22 protein-coding genes are annotated in these 22,405 nt (G+C 59.0%); 2 read left to right on the forward strand and 20 right to left on the reverse strand.

Annotated features, from left to right (window positions below):
• Positions 1-222 (forward strand): hypothetical protein (locus LC298_RS07575; RefSeq protein WP_223385591.1); only part of this gene is annotated, 222 nt, incomplete at its 5' end.
• A 47-nt stretch (positions 223-269) separates the two neighbouring features.
• On the opposite strand, the gene LC298_RS07580 is transcribed toward LC298_RS07575, so the two are convergent.
• From LC298_RS07580 to LC298_RS07615, 8 genes are all read right to left on the reverse strand, one after another.
• Positions 270-1,880 (reverse strand): glycoside hydrolase family 43 protein, encoded by a 1,611-nt coding sequence (locus tag LC298_RS07580; protein ID WP_131565949.1) that lies wholly within the window; start codon positions 1,878-1,880, stop codon positions 270-272.
• The gene (gene mgrA, locus LC298_RS07585) at positions 1,877-2,935 is read right to left on the reverse strand and encodes an L-glyceraldehyde 3-phosphate reductase (RefSeq protein WP_428977530.1); all 1,059 of its coding nucleotides are present in this window, start codon (positions 2,933-2,935) and stop codon (positions 1,877-1,879) included. Before mgrA ends, LC298_RS07580 begins: the two co-directional genes overlap by 4 nt.
• Positions 2,936-2,973: 38 nt before the next feature.
• Positions 2,974-4,104 (reverse strand): Gfo/Idh/MocA family protein, encoded by a 1,131-nt coding sequence (locus LC298_RS07590; RefSeq protein WP_131565954.1) that lies wholly within the window; start codon positions 4,102-4,104, stop codon positions 2,974-2,976.
• Positions 4,105-4,115: 11 nt separating this feature from the next.
• Entirely contained in the window at positions 4,116-4,871 is a 756-nt protein-coding gene (locus LC298_RS07595) for a sugar phosphate isomerase/epimerase family protein (RefSeq protein ID WP_131565956.1), read from the reverse strand.
• Between the two features lie 184 nt (positions 4,872-5,055).
• On the reverse strand, positions 5,056-6,147 hold the full coding sequence (locus LC298_RS07600) for an ABC transporter ATP-binding protein (RefSeq protein WP_131565959.1): 1,092 nt from the start codon (positions 6,145-6,147) through the stop codon (positions 5,056-5,058).
• A 6-nt stretch (positions 6,148-6,153) separates the two neighbouring features.
• Complete coding sequence (locus LC298_RS07605; protein ID WP_428977537.1) at positions 6,154-7,074, reverse strand: carbohydrate ABC transporter permease; 921 nt, start codon at positions 7,072-7,074, stop codon at positions 6,154-6,156.
• Between the two features lie 16 nt (positions 7,075-7,090).
• Complete coding sequence (locus tag LC298_RS07610) at positions 7,091-7,984, reverse strand: carbohydrate ABC transporter permease (RefSeq protein ID WP_131565964.1); 894 nt, start codon at positions 7,982-7,984, stop codon at positions 7,091-7,093.
• Positions 7,985-8,079: 95 nt separating this feature from the next.
• Positions 8,080-9,315, reverse strand: coding sequence for an ABC transporter substrate-binding protein (locus tag LC298_RS07615; RefSeq protein WP_131565967.1), 1,236 nt, complete (start codon positions 9,313-9,315; stop codon positions 8,080-8,082).
• Between the two features lie 311 nt (positions 9,316-9,626).
• Here LC298_RS07615 and LC298_RS07620 point away from each other — a divergent pair, with 311 nt between their 5' ends.
• Positions 9,627-10,721, forward strand: a complete 1,095-nt coding sequence (locus tag LC298_RS07620) for a LacI family transcriptional regulator (protein ID WP_131565970.1) — start codon at positions 9,627-9,629, stop codon at positions 10,719-10,721.
• A gap of 30 nt (positions 10,722-10,751) precedes the next feature.
• Here LC298_RS07620 and LC298_RS07625 read toward each other — a convergent pair whose 3' ends face one another.
• From LC298_RS07625 to LC298_RS07680, 12 genes are all read right to left on the reverse strand, one after another.
• Positions 10,752-11,183, reverse strand: coding sequence for a c-type cytochrome (locus LC298_RS07625; RefSeq protein ID WP_131565973.1), 432 nt, complete (start codon positions 11,181-11,183; stop codon positions 10,752-10,754).
• Entirely contained in the window at positions 11,183-11,575 is a 393-nt protein-coding gene (gene cueR / locus LC298_RS07630; RefSeq protein ID WP_131565976.1) for a Cu(I)-responsive transcriptional regulator, read from the reverse strand. The genes LC298_RS07625 and cueR overlap by 1 nt, the downstream gene beginning before the upstream one ends.
• 27 nt (positions 11,576-11,602) lie before the next feature.
• Positions 11,603-14,011, reverse strand: a complete 2,409-nt coding sequence (locus LC298_RS07635) for a heavy metal translocating P-type ATPase (protein ID WP_131565979.1) — start codon at positions 14,009-14,011, stop codon at positions 11,603-11,605.
• A gap of 187 nt (positions 14,012-14,198) precedes the next feature.
• Positions 14,199-14,408: a DUF2783 domain-containing protein gene (locus tag LC298_RS07640; protein ID WP_131565982.1), complete on the reverse strand. Its 210-nt coding sequence runs from the start codon at positions 14,406-14,408 to the stop codon at positions 14,199-14,201.
• 4 nt (positions 14,409-14,412) lie between these two features.
• Positions 14,413-16,047 (reverse strand): FAD-dependent oxidoreductase, encoded by a 1,635-nt coding sequence (locus LC298_RS07645; protein ID WP_131565985.1) that lies wholly within the window; start codon positions 16,045-16,047, stop codon positions 14,413-14,415.
• A 24-nt stretch (positions 16,048-16,071) separates the two neighbouring features.
• Positions 16,072-16,371: a hypothetical protein gene (locus tag LC298_RS07650; protein WP_131565988.1), complete on the reverse strand. Its 300-nt coding sequence runs from the start codon at positions 16,369-16,371 to the stop codon at positions 16,072-16,074.
• A gap of 3 nt (positions 16,372-16,374) precedes the next feature.
• Entirely contained in the window at positions 16,375-17,328 is a 954-nt protein-coding gene (locus tag LC298_RS07655) for an MBL fold metallo-hydrolase (protein WP_131565991.1), read from the reverse strand.
• On the reverse strand, positions 17,318-18,331 hold the full coding sequence (locus tag LC298_RS07660) for a fumarylacetoacetate hydrolase family protein (RefSeq protein WP_131565993.1): 1,014 nt from the start codon (positions 18,329-18,331) through the stop codon (positions 17,318-17,320). The genes LC298_RS07655 and LC298_RS07660 overlap by 11 nt, the downstream gene beginning before the upstream one ends.
• A gap of 58 nt (positions 18,332-18,389) precedes the next feature.
• Positions 18,390-19,040: a TetR/AcrR family transcriptional regulator gene (locus LC298_RS07665; protein WP_131565996.1), complete on the reverse strand. Its 651-nt coding sequence runs from the start codon at positions 19,038-19,040 to the stop codon at positions 18,390-18,392.
• A gap of 95 nt (positions 19,041-19,135) precedes the next feature.
• The gene (locus LC298_RS07670; RefSeq protein ID WP_131566000.1) at positions 19,136-19,858 is read right to left on the reverse strand and encodes an ATP-binding cassette domain-containing protein; all 723 of its coding nucleotides are present in this window, start codon (positions 19,856-19,858) and stop codon (positions 19,136-19,138) included.
• An 11-nt stretch (positions 19,859-19,869) separates the two neighbouring features.
• On the reverse strand, positions 19,870-21,045 hold the full coding sequence (locus tag LC298_RS07675; protein WP_131566003.1) for an FtsX-like permease family protein: 1,176 nt from the start codon (positions 21,043-21,045) through the stop codon (positions 19,870-19,872).
• Positions 21,042-22,268, reverse strand: a complete 1,227-nt coding sequence (locus LC298_RS07680) for an HlyD family efflux transporter periplasmic adaptor subunit (protein WP_158284695.1) — start codon at positions 22,266-22,268, stop codon at positions 21,042-21,044. The genes LC298_RS07675 and LC298_RS07680 overlap by 4 nt, the downstream gene beginning before the upstream one ends.
• Positions 22,269-22,405: the final 137 nt, after the last annotated feature.

Here is a 22,405-nt window from a genome sequence, read left to right on the forward strand (position 1 = left end):
GAGATCCGCAAACACACGGTAGTTGCCCGCATCCCTCAAACCGCCAAGACGATCCGCGAAAAACTGTTCGTAATCCATAGCGTTTTTCCTATGTATGGCACGACCATGCGACAGCGGCTGCGCCCCGTCAACCCAATCGGCCGACACAATTGCGTGCATGCCGCCAAGCGACGTTACCAAGCATATGACTCATTTTGGGAGCGAGCACGTCCAACGAGCTGAAAATTCTGCTGAGCAGCAAGCGGCACATACGCGTAGAAGTATCTCCTCTAACCCCTGGGCTCGTAATCGAAACGGCTGAACCGTGCCTCAGCGCCCTGCCCCGTCAGGTCAAATGCAATCATTCCAACGAAAGCACCGGTGAAGGACGCATGTTCTCCGCGTCCCCCCTCATCGGAGATAACAGAGGCGTCTAGCGCTGGACCGACCTCCTTCCAGGCCCCCCCGCTCTGCCGCCAGGAGAATTGTTGTGAGGCGTGATTAACCTCGACCCGCATCTCGACAGGTGCATCCGAAACCCTCACTGGCGCGTCGAGCGCCATTGTGAGTTTCCCATCCGGCCAGTCTCCGTTGCACGAGACAATAGAGAGGACGCGGCCGGCATCCGGATCATGCGTGAGCAAAAGCGCGTGAAATTTGTAGCGATTGTAGTAGGTCGTCAGCCCAGCCGCCTGTTGATAGGTCACAGGATCAAAGCTGACCATGGTCTCGGCGACATAGGCCAGGTGCTCCTGGCGCCGTGCGACGAGCGCCTGCTCAAACCAGCTTCCGATGCTCTCGCGTCCGATCAGAGTGAGTGAGCCATCGCCAAGGCGAAAAATCCGGTCCTTTTCCGGGGTCCGCAGCCATTGGAACTCAGGTGGGAGCGCATCACCATCAAAAGTCCGTCGCACTGACCGCGGCGAGTCAGGCTCGACATCGGTCGGCGAAGGGACCTCGACGCGCGGCAAGAGCCCGCCTTGTTCCAGATAGAGCCAGTCGTCGTCATGCCAAACGCAGCGCTCGATCCCAGTTTCGCGACCAAGAGGACAAAAGCGACCGCTTTTCCCGGGACCGGAAATCGGTCGTCCCATCAGGAACGTGTGATAGGTCTCGCCATCGGGGGTTTCCACATATTGCCCATGGCCGGCCCTCTGGATGGGATGACGCGGCGCAGCGGCGGAGGAGATCAGATGCTTCTGCGGATGATCTTCATATGGGCCGGTGATTGAGCGTGAGCGGGCCATCGTCACGGCATGCCGGTAGCCGGTGCCGCCCTCCGCGGTGGTCAGGTAATACCAGCCATTTCGCTTGAAAATATGCGGAGCCTCGGTGAGCCCTCGCGCGGTCCCGGGATAAATATTGATGGCCGGCCCACTCAGGCCCTCAATCTCGTTCCATTGCTGCAGAAGAATTCCGTCAAACGACGCATGCTCCGGATTGCCACCGGTCCCCGGACCGCGGTGGTTCCATTGCATGTTCATAAACCATTTCCTGCCGTCGTCGTCGTGAAAGAGTGACGGGTCGAATCCGGAAGAGTTCACGTAGATCCGATCGGTCCACTCGCCGTCGACGGCGTCGGACGTCGTGACGTAGTTATGGGAGTCCTTGAAATTTCCGTCGAGACGCTTGACGTCCGTATAAACTAGCCAGAACCGGCCATGGGCGTAGGAAAGGCATGGCGCCCAGATGCCGCAGCTATCCGGATTTCCGCGCATGTCCAGCAGCGCCGCCCGGTTCAATGGCCGCGAGGCCAGTCTCCAGTTCACCAGATCCCGGGATTGGTGGATCTGCACCCCCGGATACCACTCGAATGTAGAGGTCGCGATGTAGTAGTCCTCTCCCACCCGGCAGATCGACGGATCCGGATTGAAGCCGGGCAGAACGGGATTTCGTATCATCGCTCGGCGGCGCCTTCCTGCGTCTCCGACGACTTCGCCCACAGGTTGATGCTCTCGTCCTGAGCGTATTTGTCAATTTCCGCAAGCTCGTCGGCGGTAAACTCCAGATTGGCGACCGCCCCGGCGCAGTCGATGACCTGCGACGGCTTTGATGCACCGATCAGCGCGCTGGTGATCCCGCCGGCGCGCAGCACCCATGCGAGCGCCATCTGGGCGAGCGTCTGACCGCGTCGCTCGGCGATTTCGTTCAGCTTGCGGATGCACTCGATAGTCTGATCGGTGAGGAAATCCGGATTAAGCGATTTGTCCTGCGCCGCGCGGCTGTCCTTGGGGACGCCGCCGAGATATTTCTTCGTTAGCATGCCCTGCGCAAGCGGCGTGAATGCGATCGAGCCGACCCCGAGTTCGGTCAACGTGTCCTTCAACCCGTCCCGCTCGACCCACCGATTGAGCATGTTGTAGGATGGCTGATGAATCAGGCAGGGCGTTCCGAGATCGCTGAGGATCTTCACAGCTTCTCGGGTGCGCTCGGAATTGTAGGAGGATATCCCCGCGTAGAGCGCCTTGCCGGAACGCACGATTTGGTCCAGCGCCCCCATGGTCTCCTCTAGCGGCGTTTCCGGGTCGAAGCGGTGCGAGTAAAAGATATCGACATAATCGAGGCCCAAACGCTTCAGCGACTGGTCGCAGGATGAAATCAGGTATTTGCGGCTTCCCCACTCGCCATACGGCCCAGGCCACATTTCATATCCGGCCTTCGTCGAGATAACGAGTTCGTCGCGATAGCCGCGGAGATCGGTTCGCAAGATTTCACCGAACGCCTCTTCTGCGCTACCCGGCGGCGGGCCGTAATTGTTGGCGAGGTCGAAATGGGTAATCCCGTGGTCGAACGCTGTGCGGCAAAGCGACCGCTTCAGATCATGGGGCGTGTCGCCGCCGAAATTGTGCCACAGCCCGAGCGAAACGGCTGGCAGATCGAGACCTGACCGCCCACAGCGGCGGTAGACCATTTTCTCGTAGCGATCCTCTGCGGGAACGTAGGTCAATTCTCTCATCTCCTTTTCAGTCAGCTGCCACCGGACGGCACAAGGCTTTAGCCCATGAGTTGACGCGCCTCCTCGGGACCGAGGGCCGCCGGGCGCTCGCAACTCGTGGTCATGTCCACGAATGAGCCGGTGTCGCCCGATTTGAGGATGGCCGTCATCACGTCAACCGCGTGCAGCGCCAAGTCAAGGGAGCACCGGTGTTCGCGTCCCTCGACAATCGCCTGCGCCATGTCGGCAAGTCCGGCCGTGCGATAGTTTGCCAGAGGACCGTTGGCATGCTCCTGGTTGGCGATGCCGAAGGGGTGGCTCCACGCCTCGAGTGGCTTGATCAGGCCGTCTCGCCCCGCCGACTCAACGGTTCCGCCGAAGAAGTTTGGATCCGGGACGAACATCGAACCTTCCGTCCCGTAGAGTTCCATGCTCGCATGCCGATGGACCCAGACGTCCCAACTCGCCGAAAGGGTGATGGTGGCACCGTCGGCAAAATCGAGAAGCGCGTGAATGTTGGTCGGTGTCTTCACGGGTATCTGCTCACCCTTTCGCGGCTCCGACAGAATGGTCCGCGTCGTCGTAGCCGAAGTCGCGAGCGAGGCGACCCGCTTCACGGGTCCGAGCAGTTGGATAAGATTGGTAATGTAATAGGGTCCGATATCGAGGATCGGGCCGGCACCCGGCAGGAAGAAGAAATCCGGATTTGGATGCCAATGCTCCATGCCGTGCGACATGACGTGACACGTGCCTGCAATCACCTTGCCGATCAATCCCTCGTCGATCCTGGCGCGCGCAAGCTGGTGGGCGCCGCCGAGGAAGGTGTCAGGCGCCGAGCCGACCCGCAAATTTTTAACACCGGCCAGCGCCCGCAATTCCTCGCCTTCTTCGAGCGTCAGAACCAGCGGCTTTTCCGAGTATGCATGCTTTCCCGCCTCAAGGATCGACTTCGTGACGGCGAAATGCGCGTCGGGAATGGTGAGGTTCACCACCACATCGATCTTGTCTGACGCGAGCATGTCCTGGACGGTCATCGTCTCGACGCCAAATTCCTTTGCCCGAACTTTCGCTGCCTCCATAGACATGTCCGCGACGGCCCGTATCTCCAAGGCTTTGAAAAGCGGCGCCAAGCGGAGATAAGACGTAGAGATATTGCCGCATCCGATGATTCCGACACCAAGTTTTTTCATTTTCGTTACCCTTAAAGCTTGCGTGCCGTTTCGATGGATCGGCGCGCGAAACGCTCGTGATCGCTCGGATTGTCGTGTTCCATGATGAAGTAGCGCGCCTTCGTCTTGCGCAAAGCGGCCATGATCGCCGGCCAGTCCATCACGCCGTGACCTACATCGGCCCAGCCATCCTCGTCGGCGCATTCGCCTTCAGGTGCGATGTCCTTGAGATGCGCCGCGACGATCCGGTCGCCATATTTCGCGACTGCGGTAAGCGGGTCGCCGCCGCCCTTCTGCACCCAGGCGATGTCGAGTTCCACCACCAGATCCGGCGCGGCGGCGAGGATCAGGTCCTGTGGTAAATCGCCCTGCCCCGTCGGCCGGAATTCGAAATCGTGGTTGTGCCACCCGAAGTTCAATCCGGCATCCCGGATCGGAGCGCCCGCCGCGTGCAGGCGCTTGCCGAATGCCTTCCAGCCCTCGCTGTCCGCAGGGCGTTGGTCGGCCATCAGGAAGGGAACGAAGACGTTCGTAATGCCAAGCGCCTTGGCGATCGCCAAACCGCGCGAGGGATCACCCTCGATCAGGTCGAGGCCGAAATGACCGGTCGGCATGGTCAGACCGGTCGCCGCGAGGTTGGCCTCCAGTTCATTGACGGCAGCCTCGTCATTGAAAAGCGCTCCGTAGCCCTCGACCTGTTTGTAGCCGTTGCGGGCGACCATTTTCAGTGTGTCGGCAAGCGGCGGGAAATTGCGGGAGCTATAAAGCTGATAGGAAAAATCGGTCATTGATCATATCCTCCAATGCGGCTCGGCGGAGCCATGTGACGCGCTCGGAAACAAGAAGGCGCAGCGGGTCGAACAGCCCGAGATCGGTGATGTCCCAGCCGGTGGTCGCGGATGAGGTGGGCGACGGACGAACGTTTCATAATGGGCCGTACAGGACCCGAAACATTCAGCATTTGTGTTCGTCTCACATCCTGATTTCGGACTTGGCGTCGAACAGCGACGCCATGGGGATGTTGAAACACACATGCACCGTGTCACCGCGCCTGAATCGCCTCGATGACTCTACGCGAGCAGACAATGTTTGATCACCAAGCGATATCCAGACCAAGCTGTCCGCGCCCATCGGCTCCTCCAGATCGACCGTCGCCGGAAAGGAGACCGCCCCGTTCGCGCCCGCTTCCCGGTTGATCTCGACATGCTCCGGCCGAACGCCGAGCAGCGCGTCTGGTGCTTCCACGATGGCAGTATCCGGCTCGTAGCCATCGAGCGCAATCTCATGGCCCCCGGCTCGGAACGCATGGCCGTGACCAGATTTCACGACCGCGCCGGCAAGAAAGTTCATAGCAGGCGACCCGATGAAGCCGGCGACGAACAGATTGCGCGGACGGTTGTAGATCGTCAGCGGCTCATCGAGTTGCTGAATGACCCCCCCTTTCATTACGGCAATCCGGTCGGCAAGCGTCAGCGCCTCGATCTGGTCGTGCGTCACATAGATCATCGTGTTGTCGAGCTTCTGGTGCAGCCGCTTGATTTCGACGCGTAGTTCCGACCGCAGCTTCGCATCGAGGTTCGACAGCGGCTCGTCAAAGAGAAACACGTCGACATCGCGAACCAGCGCCCGCCCGATGGCGACGCGCTGGCGCTGACCGCCGGAAAGCTGCGCCGGCTTCCGGTTGAGAAGAGGCTCGATCTGCAGGATTTTCGAGGCCCGGTCGATCCGCGCCCTGATATCGTCGCCCGGCAGCCGCTGGTTTTTCAGTCCGAAGCTTAGATTTCCCTCCACTGTCATCTGCGGATAGAGAGCGTAGGACTGGAACACCATTCCGATGCCGCGGTCCTTTGGCTGCTCCCACGTGACGTTGCGATCCTTGATGAAGATCTGGCCATCGCTGACATCAAGCAGCCCGGCGATGCAGTTGAGCAAGGTCGATTTACCGCAGCCGGAAGGTCCGAGCAGGACAAGAAACTCCCCTTCCCTCACATCGAGATTCAGTTTCTCCAGAACATGAACGGCTCCGAAACTGAGACTCACATCGCGGATCGAAACGCTTTCCATGGACAATCAACCTTTTACAGCGCCGGCGGCAATACCGCGCACGAACAGCTTTCCTGAGATGAAGTAGATCACGAGCGGAACAACGCCTGTCAGCAGCGTCGCGGCCATGTTGACGTTGTATTCTTTAACGCCCTGCACGGAATTGACGATATTGTTGAGCTGAACCGTCATCGGGTAGGTGTCCGGCTTCGTATAGATCACCCCGAACAGGAAGTCGTTCCAGATGCCGGTTACCTGCAGGATCATGGCGACGACGAAAATCGGCAGGCTCATCGGCAGCATGATTCGGAAATAGATACTCCAGAAGCCGGCGCCGTCGACACGCGCCGCCTTGAAGAGTTCCTCCGGCAGGGACGTGAAGTAATTGCGGAACAGCAGCGTCAAAATCGGCATTCCGAAGATCGTGTGAACGAGGACGAGACCCCACAGCGAGCCGTAAAGGCCCATCTCACGCAGGATGATCACGATCGGATAGAGCATCACCTGATAGGGGATGAATGCCCCGAAGATAAGGATCGTAAAGAACACGTCCGCGCCTCTGAAACGCCAGTTCGCAAGCGCATAGCCGTTCACGGACGCCACGGCGATCGATAGCACAACAGACGGGATCGTAATCCGCACGGAATTCCAGAAACCTCTCGAAAGCCCGTCGCAATTGAGTCCTGTGCAGGCTTCAGCCCAGGCCTTCACCCAAGGCTGGAAGGTGATCTCGACCGGCGGCGAGAAGATGTTACCGAGACGGATTTCCGGCATGCCCTTCAGTGAGGTGACGAGCATGACGTACAGCGGCACAAGATAGTAAATCGCGACCACCAGTAGAGTACCGTAGATGAAGATGTTGCGGCGAGAAATCCGCTTGCGCGGCCGCGGTCCTCTCGGGCCACCGTCGATTCGATCCTTGACCGCATCCAGGCTTGCGGCGGCGATATTGAGAGAACCGGGATTAGACACGGCGTTTACCCCCGAACTCGAGATAGGCCCAAGGGATCAAGACGATCAGCACCGTCAACAGCATCATTGTCGAACCGGCGAAACCCTGGGCCAGATTCTGCCCGAGAAACATCTTGTCGTAGACATATTTTGCGGGCACTTCGGAAGCGATGCCGGGGCCGCCGCTGGTTTGGGCGACAACCAGGTCGTAAACGCGGACGATCCCGGAGGCGATCAGCACAAGGGTAGTGATGAAGACCGGCCGCATCATCGGAATGATGATGAAGAGATAGGTTTTCCAGATCGGAATGCCGTCGACTCGCGCCGCCTTCCAGACATCCTCGTCAATGCCGCGGAGTCCGGCCAGCATGAGGCACATGATCAGGCCCGTACCCTGCCAGAGGCCGGCGATCAGAATGCCGTAGATCACGATGTCCGCAGTGTAGAGCGGATCGAATGTGAAACTCTCCCAACCCAGGTCCCGTATGACACTCTGAACACCGAAATCGGGATTGAGTATCCATTGCCAGACGAGGCCGGTCACGATGAAACTGAGGGCGAAGGGATAAAGGAAAATCGTTCGGAAGGTGTTTTCGAAACGAATTTTCTGATCGAGCAACGCTGCCAGCACAAACCCGATGACCAGTGAGAAGACCAGCGAGAAAACGCCGTAGATCATCAGATTTTCGATCGAGATGATCCACCGGCTGGTATTCCAAAGCCGATCGTACTGGTCCAGCCCGACCCAGCGCAGGCGCGGCAGCAGCTTGGAGTCGGTGAACGAGTAGACGACCGTCCAGATCGTGCCGCCCGCGAAGATCACAACAGCGGTGAAGATCATGGGAATCGCAGCGATCTTTGCGTTCAGGTTACGGAAAAGCTGCAATGGACGCCCATCACGCGCCATGAACATCCCCTCTGCCGATTTGGGTCCAGTTTCACTGTCGGAGGGCCGCCGGGCCGGAGCATTCCGGCACGGCGGCAGAAATCAAGGGCCGAAGATCAATCGGCGTTGGCTATGATCTCAGCATAACGCTGTTGCGCATCTTCGGCGCTTATCGCGTCGCTCGACCAGAATTCGGTCATCAGATCCTCGATCTGACCCTGCGTGTCAGGCGAGAGCGTTTGGTTGGTGTCCGGAAGAATGTTCCCGCCTGCCAGGATCTCCAGTCCCTTCTTCATGCAATCGTTGGCGGCTGCAAGATCGACGTCGCCCCGGACCGGCAGCGAACCCTTTTTGAGATTGAAAGCAACCTGCACTTCCTTGGACAGCATCAGCGAAGCGAGTTCCATCTGCGCTTGGGTTTTCTCAGGATCGTCCAGTTTCGGGAAATAAAATGCATCACCGCCCGTCGAGATAACCTCGGTGACGCCCAGACCGGGCAGGCAGGAGTAATCTTCGCCCGCAACCTGGCCGGCGACCTGAAACTCACCCTGCGCCCAGTCGCCCATGATCTGGCCGCCGGCCTGGCCGGTGATCACAAGGTTGGTCGCCTGGTTCCAGTCCTGAACATTCGAGTCCTTGCGGAATTCGCGCGCATCGGCCGCAGCTTTGAAGACCTTCGCGTATTCGGGCCCGGCAGCGGCTTCGGCGTCCTTCTCGATATTGACGGCCTTCCAGGCGTCGAGGCCAGCCAGCGCGATCGACATCACGTTGAATGCACCGGACGACTGCCATGGCTGATTGCCCATGGCGAGCGGAATTTTCCCGGCCTCCTTTAGCGCGGGAGCTGCCGCCACGAACTCGTCCCAATTGGTTGGAACCGGGACTCCGGCATCCTCGAATGCCTTGTGGCTTAGCCATATCCATTGCCACGAGTGAATATTCACCGGCACGCAATAGATGCGGCCGTCGACCGTGCAACTGTCAAGCAGCGAAACGGGATGCACGATATCACGCCAACCCTCCTTTTCCGCCAGCTCGGTCAAATCCTGCATCAGCCCCGCTTCGACGAGTTCCTCCGCCTGACGGCCGTGGTTGAACTGCGTGGCGCCCATCGGGTCACCGCCGGTAATCCGGCTGATCATAATCGGACGCGCGGTGCCTCCGGACCCCGCGATGGCACCGTCAACCCACTTGTTGCCCGTTGCATCGAATGCCTTGGCGAATTCGGCCACCGCAGCCGCCTCGCCGCCTGACGTCCACCAGTGTGTTACTTCGAGCTCGGTCGCCTGAGCACCGGCGGCCGGCAATGTGACGAACGCCGCAAGCGCCGCCAGAGTTGAACGAAGACGCATCTATTCCTCCCATGGAACTGTAACGTTGCAGTAAAGACTTTATGGCAACGTCCATTTTCGCGCAACCATCGTACGGAAAATTTCCTTCCGCAGGGGGAGGCATCAGATCGAAGCTGTGTAAAATTTTCGCTTTCCTGTATATTTTCAGCACTTTGTCTGAACTAGACTCCAAGGCAAGGCTCTTGCGCACACTGCACGGCGCACACCATAGGATGCAACGCCTCAAACTTTATCGTTTGCGAAAATGGCTTCCGCTGGTTGAAGCAGACGATGGGGTGAGCCTATAGTCACTCCGAAGGGATACGGGCAAAATGGCAAACAAGCAGCCTGAAGGCGCAATGGAAAGGACTGCGGCAGAAACCGGTCCACCGACGCTCAAGACAATCGCCTACATGACCGGCTACAGCGTGACCGCCGTTTCGCGAGCGCTGCGCGACGCCCCCGATATCGGTGCGGAGGCGAAGGAGCGGGTGCGTCTTGTCGCCAAGCAGATCGGATACAGGCCAAACCGCGCCGGCGTGCGCCTGCGCACCGGCAAGACCAACGTCATCAGTCTCGTTCTGAACACAGAGGAAGAGATCATGAGCCTGACGTCCGAGATGGTTTTCGGCATCTCGGAGGCCTTGCGTGATACACCCTACCATCTCGTTATCACGCCTTATTCCCACGAGAATGACCCGATGGATCCGGTCCGATACGTCGTCGAAACCGGCTCCGCGGACGGAATCATCCTGTCGCGCACCGAGTTGCACGACCGTAGAATTCAGTATCTGAGCGAACGTGGCATGCCGTTCGCGACCCACGGTCGCACGGATATGGGAATCGATCACCCGTGGCATGATTTCGATAACGAACGCTTTGCCCACGCAGCAGTGGCCAGCGTCGCATCCAAGGGCGCCACACGGCTGACCCTGATCGCCCCGCCTGCCAATCTCACCTATGCCCGTCACATGAAGGCGGGCTTCGCCGCCGGCCTTCGCGAATTCGGTCTGGAGGAGATCGCATCGGGCAACGTCACGGTGGACGACAGCCTCGATACCATTCAGGCGCAAGTTTACGAACTGATGTGCTCCCCCAGACGACCGGACAGCTTCGTCTGCGGCAGCGGCAGCGCCGCCATCGCGACCGCGACCGGAATCGAACAGGCAGGGCTTGCGGTCGGCACCGACATCCAGCTTGTTTCCAAGGAGCACACCAGCATCCTCAAGAGGTTCCGACCGGGAATCGAGATTTTCATGGAGGACGTGAAACTCGCCGGGCGGGATCTGGCGACGTGCGTGATGCGCTCGATCGAAGGCGTACCGGCCAAGGATTTGCAGTTTCTATCTTATCCCAACGCCGGATCGACGGGCGACTCGCCCTCGGGGGAATACCACGCGGCTACAAGAACAGCCGCGTCGACCTAGGACATATTGCGCCTGGAGCACACGGTTCTTCTATTCGATTCCGTTCTCCCGCTGGAGCGCACGTACATAGGCTACGATCATTTCTACATCGTCTTCGCTCACGCCATCGACTGGGCGCATGTTGCCGAAACGCCAGTGATGGGCACGCACGCCCTGCTGGACTGCAAGATGAAAGGCCGCATCCGAGTGATGGTTTGGCTCATAAATGATATGCACGAGCGGAGGCGCGATACCCTCTTGACCCGCTGCGTTCACGCCATGACAAGATGCGCAATTTGCTGCGAACAGTGCCTCGCCTTCCTTCGCCACCCCGGCCAGTACCGGGACGCTCACAGAGACCATCGCGGGTCCGGTACGCGGCGGTGCACCTTCGCCCATTTCACTCCGGTTCCGGAGACCGATGGACACCACGGCCAGTACAGCTACCACCGCCAGGACAGAAATCGTAACGCGCCTGCCCATCAACCTTTCTTCCCGGCAAGATCATTAATGATCGGACACTCCGGCCGGTCGTCGCCATGGCAGTGTTCCGCCAGCGACGCGAGTGTTTGCCGCAGAGATCTCAATTCCACGATCTTGGCATCCATCTCCTTCACCTTTTCGAGCGCAATCCGCTTCACATCGGCGCTCGCCCGCTCCTTGTCCTGATAAAGCGACAGCAATAGCCGGCACTCCTCGATCGTGAAGCCAAGGCTGCGTGCCCGCTGGAGAAAGCGCAAACGGTGCACATCGGCGTCGGAATAGTCGCGATATCCATTCGTGGATCGCTGAGGCGAAACCAGCGCGATATCTTCGTAGTAGCGGATCGTCTTGGGCGGCAGGTTCGACCGTTCCGATGCTGTTCCGATATTCATGGCGATTTCTCCTTCCTTCCGAACCCGTCAAAGTTTTAGACTACGCAAGCGCAGCGCATTTCCGATCACCGACACCGATGACAGACTCATCGCCGCGGCCGCGATGATCGGCGACAACAGTGTGCCGGTCAGGGGATAGAGGATCCCCGCCGCGATGGGCACGCCGAGCGAGTTATAGGCGAAGGCGAAGAACAGGTTCTGCTTGATATTCGACAGCGTCGCTTGGGCAAGGCGACGCGCCCTCACGATTCCCCGCAGGTCGCCACGAAGCAATGTGATACCGGCGCTCTCGACAGCAACATCCGCACCTGTGCCCATCGCGATTCCGACTTCGGCTGAGGCCAAGGCCGGCGCATCATTGACGCCGTCACCCGCCATCGCAACTTTCTTGCCGCTGGCGTGGAGCTCGTCGACCAAGGCCTGCTTGTCCTCCGGCAGGACACCTGCGCGAACCTCGTCGATGCCCAGCGATTTGGCCACCGCTCGCGCGGTGCGTTCGTTGTCACCGGTCGCCATGATGATGCGCAGGCCAGCCCGGTGAAGTTCCGTGATCGCTTGCGCGGTCGTCTCCTTGATCGGATCGGCGACCGCGACGATGCCGGCGATCCGTCCCTCGATAGCGACATACATGGCCGTCTTTCCGTCCGACTGAAGGCGGTCGGCCGCCACCGAGATCGAAGCAGGGTCCACGCCGGCGAAATCCATCATGGAGATGTTTCCGAGGACGACCGTCCGGCCGCCGACGTGGCCTTTCACACCTTTTCCAGTGATGGCCTCGAACTCCGATGCCTTCGGGGCCTTTATTCCGCGATCCTCAGCTCCGGCGACGATCGCTTCCGCGAGCGGATGCTCGGATCCTTTTTCGAGCGCTGCTGCCAGCTTCAGCACCTCTTCCTCGCTGAAGTCTCCTGCCACGACCACATCGGTAAGTTTCGGCTTGCCTTCTGTGAGCGTTCCAGTCTTGTCCACAACCAGCGTGTCGACCTTTGCCATGCGCTCCAGCGCCTCGGCATCCTTGATAAGGACCCCGGCCTGTGCGCCCCGGCCCGTGGCGGTCATGATCGACATGGGAGTTGCGAGACCGAGTGCACAGGGGCAGGCAATAATCAGCACCGACACCGCCGAGACGATTGCGAAGATGAAGGCCGGATCCGGGCCGAAAGTGATCCAGACCCCGAATGCAATAACGGCGATAGCGACGACGGTTGGCACGAAGTACGAGGCGACCTTGTCGGCCAGCCCCTGAATTGGCGCGCGCGAGCGCTGCGCCGACGAGACCATCGCGACGATACGCGCAAGCATGGTTTCTTCCCCAACCCTGCCCGCCTCAACAACAAGAGAGCCGTTCTTGTTCATCGTGCCCCCGGTAACCGGCTCGCCTTCGATCTTTTCCACCGGCAGCGGTTCGCCGGTGAGCATGCTCTCGTCCACGGAGGAACGCCCCTCCACGACCACACCGTCTACGGGCACACTTTCACCAGGCCGGACGCGAACGAGATCACCCTCCAGGATGTTCTCGAGTGGCACGTCGTATTCATCACCATCCGGCGTCACGCGGCGAGCCGTCTTCGGGGCGAGATCGAGTAGCGCCTTCACCGCATCGCCGGTCCGCTCCCTGGCGCGCAGTTCAAGCACCTGACCGACAAAAACGAGGGCGACGATAACGACAGCCGCTTCGTAATAAACCGGTGGATGGCCGCCCTCCATCAGAAGCCCGGGCGGAAATAGGCCGGGGAAGAACGTGGCAACCACGCTGTACGCATATGCCGCGCCGACGCCGATCATGATCAGCGTCCACATGTTCAGGTTCCAGGTCTTGATCGACGACCAACCCCGATGGAAGAACGGCCATGCCGCCCAGAGGATGACCGGGGTCGCCAAGGCAAATTCGAGGTAGATCGAGACTTCCTTGCCAATCCACTCGCTCACCGGCAAGCCGATCATCGGCCCCATCGCCAGGATCACCAGGGGCACGGCTGCAAGGGCGCTCACCCACATGCGGCGCGTGAAGTCGATTAGTTCGTGGTTCGGCTCGTCGGAGGTACCGCTCATCGGTTCCAGCGCCATTCCGCAGATCGGGCAGGATCCTGGCTTTTCCTCGACGATTTCGGGATGCATCGGGCAGGTGTAAAGGGCGCTCTTCGGCTCGGTCGTCGTCTTCTTCTTGTGGTTCCCCGAGACATAAAAATACGGATCCGCTTCGAAGCGGTCATGGCATCTCTGACTGCAGAAGTGATACTCATCGCCCTTGTATTCGTGACGGGGCTTGCCGGCGTCCACACGGACTGTCATGCCGCATACGGAGTCGATAGCCGTTCCCTCCTCGGGTCCGAGAACCGCATTCTCTGAATGGGGCTCATGGTTGCAGCCGGTATGGCCCGATGCCTCATGCGATCCATCGTTATGGGAATGATGGGAATGGTCGTGCGCGCTCATTGGCGGATCCTTTCGCAGCAATTTGCTCGATATAATTATTCCAGTCACTGGAAGGTCAAGCCCCAATGTGCGCCGCCCAACCCAAGCTTTTGCCACAGAAACGCACCGAGCCTGAGGTTACGAATTCACAAGCGCAGTTTCTGAGAGCGCCCGCCGGTAATTCAATTCCCCTGAACGGTGGAAGCGATTACGTGGCTGTCCTGCGAGCAGTCGCGAGCGCGGCCCTCAACACCGAGATGTCACCCACCTGATTTGCAAGCAGCAGGATCAGCCGCGCATTCAGACGGACCGACTGTTCGAGAGACAGGCCCTCATGAGCGTCAAGCAACTCCTGGTAGAATTCATCGCCATGCGGCCCTAGGCGGTCTTCCGACAAATTAATTTGGTTTTTTTCCATCGATCTATACCGCCGCCTGGAGAGTTTTCTGCCCAACGGCTCGCTGGCGCGCCTTCAGGATGGCCTTCGAGCCAGGGTGACGGAAAGCCGCAGCGACGTGAGCATCTGGCCTGAACAGGTAGGTCAGACCTTCTCCGTAGCGCTCAAGAGCCATCCCCGTCACATCAACAAAACCGGTATGGTCGAGCCGGGAGCCTTTCGGGTGAACGCGAATGTGCGGGACGCCACGCAACTCGGGATCGTCGCCGTTGCCAAACGAAACGGCAACGAAATCATTGCCTATAAGTTCTACGAGCCAGCGGGGGCCATTTTTTGTCTCAAGTGGCGCATCAACGACGGGCATTCCCGGACGCACCAAAGCGAATTCAGATGGGGTCTGAAGATCGGAAGCCTCCAACGAACATGGGACCGACAACCGGCCGGAATTGATCAGTCTGCGCGCGAAGGAATGATCTGTAGCGAGACCGAGCACCTCGTCCCGGAACAACCGCTCCAAATCCGACTTTGGCGTCATGAAAGAGGTGGCACGGCTGGAATGCAGAATATTCTCATCCGATCCGTACCCACGTTCCCTGTCGTAACTCGCCAGCAGCGCCTCATCCGCCGTTCCCTTCACGACAGCGGCAAGCTTCCAGCCCAGATTATCAACATCATGAATGCCGCCGTTGCCACCCCGCGCCCCGAACGGCGAAACAACATGTGCGCTGTCTCCGCAGAAAATCACGCGACCATGCACGAACCGCTCAAGTCGCGCGCAGGTAAACTTGTAAATGCTCAACCAGTCGACCGTGAATTGCTTGTCTCCTAAAATGCGCTTCAACCGCGGCACCACTGTCTCGTTCGACAGTTCCCGCTCGACGTCAGCGTCAGGGCCAAGTTGCAGGTCGATCCGGTAGATATTGTCAGGCTGCTTGTGCAGCAGGGACGATTGTCCATCATGGAACGGCGGCTCAAACCAGAACCAGCGCTCAGCGGCATCGCTGCCGAACGGACTTTCATCCATTTCGATGTCGGCGATAAGGAACTGCTCTTCGAAACTGTGCCCTTCGAATGTCAGACCCATGCGTTGCCGCGTGGGCGAGCGTGAACCGTCGCAAGCCACGAGATAGCGGCACTGAAGCTCGTAAGGACCATCGGAAGTGGAGACGCGCACAACAACCCGGTCTCCGTAATCTCTGTGTCCGAAGACCTCATTCTTGAAGCGAAGTTCGATCAGATCAGGAAAATCGCGGCAGCGTTCGGCGAGATACTGCTCGACGTAATATTGCTGGAGGTTGATGAAGGCTGGATATTTATGCCCGTTCTCAGGCAGCAGATCGAACGAATAGACTTCCCTGTCTCCATGAAACAGGCGTCCGACCTTCCAGGTTACCCCCTTCTCCAGCATTCGCTCCCCAACACCGAGGCGGTCGAAAATTTCCAACGTACGCTTTGCCCAGCAAATCGCCCTGCTTCCGATCGACACAACATCGTTATCATCGAGAACAATGCTCTTCACGCCCTGGAGTGCGAGATCGATCGCCAATGACAATCCGATCGGTCCGGCGCCGATGATCGCTACTGGCGCATCGCCCATTGCGCCCCCACGCAGTTCTGGCGGCATTTCATAGGGAAACGGCTCATAAGCATATCTCGCCATCTGTGCCCTCACTCGCTTGGGTCGTCAAACTGATTTAACCGCGTGCAAAATCCCGACACCGATCATTCCGAAAAACGCGAGATAGAGGCACCCCATTCCGGACCTCCACGCACCAGAGCGGCCTTCGGCACGGGCTGCCTCCTTGAGAGTGACGGTCAGATAGTGCCATCGCTTGTCGGGCCGCGGCATTGAAAGAAACCATTGCCACGCAGCCTCCTCGGGCCAGTGGTTTCGCACTTTCTCATACCTGAAGGCGATCGCGAGTAGCCGGATATATCCGAACAACGCGATGACCGTCAGGGCGAGATAAGCCAGCCAGAACATCTCTTAACTTTGCAATGCGTCCCACATTCTGCGATCGCGCTCTGCGGTCCAGATTCGCGGCGTGTCGATGTCGAGTGCCTCATCATAGGCGCGCGCCACGTTGAACGGCAGGCAATGCTCGTAAATTGCGAAATCGGAAAACTTCGGATCGCAGGTTTCACGCACCGCGTCCCAAGCCTCTTTCAAAGACCCTCCGCGAAGCGCAACGCGCGCGGCAGGACTGTAGCTGGAACGAAGGAAGTCAGCGGTCGAGTCGAGCGCACTGTTCACCATTTCCGGCCCTACTAAGGCGTCACCTCGGCCCGGCGCGATCGAGTCCAGTTGGAAGCGGCGGATACGCTCGAGCGTCGCGGGCCAGTCATGATAATGACCGTCTCCGCAATAACAGGCAGACTTGTACTCCACGATGTCGCCCGTGAACATCACGTTTGCGTCGGGCACATAAACAACGATGTCGCCGGCCGTGTGGGCGCGACCGAGAAATATCAGGTCGACACGACGGTTCCCGAGGTAGACCGTCATACGGTCATTGAACGTTGTGGTCGGCCACGTCAGGCCCGGAATGCTCTCGTGGCCCTGGAACAGCCGGGGAAACCGGGCGAACTCGGAGTCCCAGTCCTCCTGCCCCCGTTCAGCGACCATTGAGCGGGCCTTTTCGCTCATTATGACCTGTTGGGCGCCATAGGCGGAGGCGCCGAGCACCCGCACGGCATGATAGTGGGTTAAAACAAGATGCGTGATCGGCTTGTCGGTCACCGATCGAACTTTTTCGATTACCTTCGATGCCAGACGCGGGGTCGCCTGAGCCTCGATGACCATGACGCAATCATCGCCGATAATGACGCCTGAATTCGGGTCGCCTTCGGCCGTAAAGGCCCACAGATCAGGTCCAATCTCTGTGAAGGATACCGCTCTATCGGCGAGATCGCCGGCTGAGGCGAATTGCTTAGCCGTCATATTTCTCAACTGTCTGTTCGATTGCTCCGAAAATGGAGTGTCCCTGGGGATCCTTCATTTCTATGCGAACTGTGTCGCCAAACGTCATGAAATCGGTAGCTGCATTTCCATCGTCGATCGTTTCGATCATCCGGATTTCGGCGATGCAGGAGTATCCGGCTCCGCCTTCTGAAACGGGCTTGCCAGGCCCCCCTTCAACCTTGTTCGAAACCGTCCCCGAACCTATGATTGTGCCCGCTCCCAACCGGCGGGTCTTTGCGGCATGAACGACCAACTGGCCAAAATCAAAGGTCATGTCGATGCCCGCGTTTGCGCGGCCAAATGGCTTTCCGTTGAAGTCGACGTTCAGTGGCAGCGAAAGTTTGGCGCCATCCCAAGCCTCACCCAGCTCGTCCGGCGTAACCGCGACAGGCGAGAAGGCGCTTGATGGCTTTGACTGGAAAAAACCGAAACCCTTGCCGAGCTCGGCCGGAATAAGGCCGCGCAGACTGATGTCATTGACCAGCATCAGCAATCGTATCGCCTTTCGCGCTTCATCCCGACCGGCTCCCATCCGGACATCCCCCGTTACGACGGCAACTTCCCCTTCGAAGTCTATTCCCCAGTTCTCGTCCGGCATGCAAATAGCGTCACGCGGGCCAAGGAAGCTGTCGGAACCACCCTGATACATCAATGGATCGGTCCAGAAGCTGGCAGGCATTTCGGCGCCGCGGGCCCTACGCACCAGTTCCACGTGGTTCACGTAAGCCGAGCCATCGGCCCACTGGAAGGCGCGCGGTAAAGGAGACATCGCATCATGCTCGTGGAAGCGCTCAGTGGGCTGCGCTCCAGCTTCGATCCCCTCAGCCACGTTCTCGAGTCGTCGTGAGGCCGTTGCCCAGTTGTCGAGTGCAGCCTGAAGCGTTGGCGCGATATGACGGACGTCCGAACATTTCGTAAGATCGCGCGAGACGACGACCAGCCGGCCGTCGCGCGAACCGTTCTTAAGGGTCGCAAGCTTCATGGGTCCTCCCGAAGATCGTCGCTCCTTTGCCGCCGATCACGGTGATGTTCAACGATTGTCACGGACGGCGCAACAACCCATTCATAATGATGTCCGCATGCGCCCTTGAATATGCCTCGATGTCGAGTGGCTCTAGTCGATCGAACGTCGTCATCCACAATCCAGCCACGATTGCGGGAGCTGCGACGACGAGCGGTTGCTCCACATCGAGATCCGCACGAAACTCGCCCCGTGCCACGCCGCGTTCAAGAATTCTGCGAATAAGCCGCTTAGCGACCGAGATCGTGTTCGCGTGGTAGAATTCCAGTATTTCCGGAAAGCGCGGTCCTTCCGCGAGCACAATCCTCAGGATGATGCGGACCTCCCCCGAGATCAGCCTTGCGTAGATAGTTTGAAAGGCCAGCCTGAGCAGACTTTCGGTGTCGTCCTGGTAAGCGTCAAGCAGATGGGTGACGCTGTCAATTGCGGGTAATACGTTCGACCGGACGGCCGCCCGAAACAACGCTTCCTTGTTGTCGAAGTATAGATAGATGGTGCCTTTCACCACGCCCGCACGGGCAGCGACATCTTCGAGTCGGGTGGCGGCGAATCCCTTCTCTGAAAATTCCAGCAATCCGGCCTCGATGAGCTCTGCCGGTCGCGCCTCCTTGCGTCGCCGCCGCCTACGCTTGGGAGCATGTGATGCTTCGTTGAAATTCCGATCAGGCATTCTTCGGTTTCGATCCGGTAAGACATTCTGAAAGGCAACTTTCCGATGCGTGAGCGGTTCCCAAGCAGCCGAACTGACGCCGGATTAGCAAGGTATCAGTGAGCGGAATCATCGACGACCCTCCCATCCTCGAGTGTGACGACACGGTCGGCAAGTTCCAGGATGCGATTGTCATGCGTCACCATAACGGTGGTTGTTCCCCGCTCGGCGCCCAGGCGCTTAAGCATCCTGATCACCCTGCCGCCGGAGTCCTTGTCGAGAGCTGCTGTCGGCTCGTCCGCGAAGACGATATCGGGATTGCCGACAAGTGCGCGTGCAACCGCCACGCGTTGTTTCTGCCCCCCGGACAGGTTTGAAGGCAGATAGTCGAAGCGATCGCCAAGCCCCATCAGCCCAAGCAGATGGTGGGAAGCCTCCAGATAACGACCTCGATCGTCGCGCCCATGGACCTCAAGCCCCATCATGACATTCTGCGTCGCCGTGAGGCTTTCGTGCAGGTTGTGCGCCTGAAAGATGAAACCCATCCGGCGACGGTTCGCAACCAGCTCGCGCTCGGACGCCCCGTAGAGTTCCTGTCCAAACATCTTGACGCTGCCCTCCTGAACGTCCCGAAGGCAACCCGCAAGCGTCAGCAGCGTGGTCTTTCCGGACCCGGAGGGACCCATCAGGATGGTAAGGCTGCCTCCTTCGATCCGCATATTGACATCGAAAATCACCTGCTTGCGCGCCTCTCCCTCTCCGAACCAGTGATTTAAGCCAGCAATCGCCACCGGATGTCTCGATCCGGCGTCTGTCGGAACAGAGGAGTGCACGTTCATCACGTTTGCCATCAAAAAAGATCGGCGGGATCGGCACTGGCGAGCCGACGTGTAGCGATGCCGCCAGAAAAAGTACAAGCCAGGATTGTGCCGATCAGCACCATCGTTGCCGTCGCAACGCTCATTTCTAGCGGAAGCCCCGACTTTTGGCCAAGAACGCCATATATGAACCAGCTAATAGAGATGCCGGGAGCAAAACCGAAGAGCGCAAGAATAACCGCCTCTTCAAGAACGATTCCGAGGAAAAACCGCTGGCGGTATCCGATCGCCTTGAAGGTCGCGTATTCTCGCATATGGTCCGCCACATCGGTAGAGAGCACCTGATAGACAATTACGATGCCCACGATCACGCCAATGACCACGCCAAAGCCGAAGATCAGCCCGATCGGACGTTCCGTCGTTTGATAAGCGAGATCCTCCTGCGCCGCCCGTTCCAGAGTTCGAACACGCAAATTGTCTCGCGGAAAAATCAAATTCAGTTGGTCGACGATCGCCGCGACACCCGCACCGGCTGTCGCCTTGAGGAGAATATGGTCCGGCGCCCCGGAAATTCGTTTTTGAAATATTCGGAGAAATGTTTGGTCCGACACGAAAAGGTAACCGTCTGCGGTGAACCCACCACCGAAGGATACCGCCCCTCGGATCGTAATGGTGCGCCCGTTCAGTTCGAAATCGATCGATCGTCCGCTCTTCACGGTGTCCATCAGTTCCGCGTCAACACCTCGAGTGTTAACGTCGAGTAGCGCCGTATTGAGTATCGCCAGTTCCGGGATCCTTTCGCGCAAATCCTGCCGCAGGAACCGGGCCGCGCCGGGATCGATTCCGATTACCTGCAGAGAACTCGTATTGCCGTCGTCCTGGGTCCATTCCGTGAGCGCGGTGTAAACAGGTAGAGCAGCGGCGATGCCCGGCACGGTGAGCGCCTGATATGTACGTTGGCGCGCCACGTTACTTCCCTCGAGAAATGTATTGGCGTCATTTGCCGAGATGAGAATATCCGCGTCGAACAACTCGTACGTTACCAGAATCGTCTCGCTGAGCGCGCCAAAAATACCGAGTTGCACGAAGACGAGGACGTTGGCGAATGCGACGCCTGCAACGGCGGCGGCGAGCCTCGTTTTGCTATGCACAAGCTGCAACCAACCGATGGGCAAGCGGCCAAGCACACGCGCGAGTGCGTTCGTCAACGGCTTTCACCGGGGGTGATGTGCGCAACAACTTCCAGATTCGTCAGCCGCGAGGCGCGCTGCGAGGAGTCCTTGTCGAGTTCAACGGTAACGTCGACGACGCGCGCATCGGTGTTTGCCGCGGGCTCGTCCGCGACTATGGTTTGTCGACCCACCTCCAATCCGATCTCGGAAACCGTACCAGTCAACGGCTCCTGCAGCGCATCACCCTCCATGATAACCTTGTCGCCAATGGAAATCCTGCCGATCATCGATTGATAAACTTCTAGTTCGGCCGTCATCTGGTCGATATTGCCGATATCGGCAACACCGTCCTGGCCTGGCTTCTCGCCAGCACGGACGTGGACCGCAATCACCGTTCCGGTGGATGGAGCTCGTACATATCCCTTTGACAGGTCGCGCTCCGCACGCGCCAGTTCTGCGTTGGCGGCATCCAAGCTCCGCTCGGCGACAAGCACGTCTGGCTGAAGGTCCTCACTTGTCTCGGTGAAGCGCGACACCGTTGCGCGTGCGCGTTCTACATCCCGTTCGGCCTGTGTCGCCGCGAGGCGCCCCCTCTCCAATGCGGCAGTCGTTATGATTCCGCGATCGAACAGAGTCTGTGCCCGCGCCAAATCCGCATCAGTGTTCACCGCGGCTTCCTCCGCCCGTTGCAGCGAAGCGCGCGCCTCTTCCAGGCTCGCTCGCACCGCCGAGCGTGTCTGGATCAATGTGGCCTCACGCACTTTGACTGTGGCGCGGGCGGCATCGACCGCGCTTTTCAACTGATCGAGGTTATCGAGAACGGCGATGACCCCACCCGCATCGATGCGGTCTCCTTCGCGTACCCGCATTTCAGCGATGCGCGCGTCGCCCGCCCCAAAGGGTAGTGCAACGGTTATTAGCTTGCCACGCGGCAACAGACGTCCGAGAGCCACAACATCCCGCATCGTGGTGGGTGGTTCATCCGACGTCACGGCAGGAACCGCGATCGGCACACCAGTTCCCCCGCCTGGCACAAGGCCGGTGATCTGGAAAAACTGCCTTAGTGCGGGTGGCTGGAAATACATCCCGATTACAGCGCCCGAAAACAGAACAGCCATCGCGATCGGAATGATCACAACCCGGCGAGCCAGCCGGGCCCGCGCCTTCCCGGCTGGAGCGCCCCCGACATCGCGCTCGACCACGACAAGCGGCAGGTCAAGTGTGCTGGAAGGTCGATCGGTTACCTTCTTATTTGGCATCGACACGTTCATGTTCGGGCCGTCAATACGGAGTTAGGGTAACGGGAAGCATACACGTTAATGACCCGTGTGTCATTAACTGAATTGAGCGGGTTTTTCCACCAAATCTCAAACCGAAACAGAGGACGATATTCGGA

The organism is Oricola cellulosilytica (assembly GCF_019966575.1).
GTDB lineage: Bacteria > Pseudomonadota > Alphaproteobacteria > Rhizobiales > Rhizobiaceae > Oricola > Oricola cellulosilytica.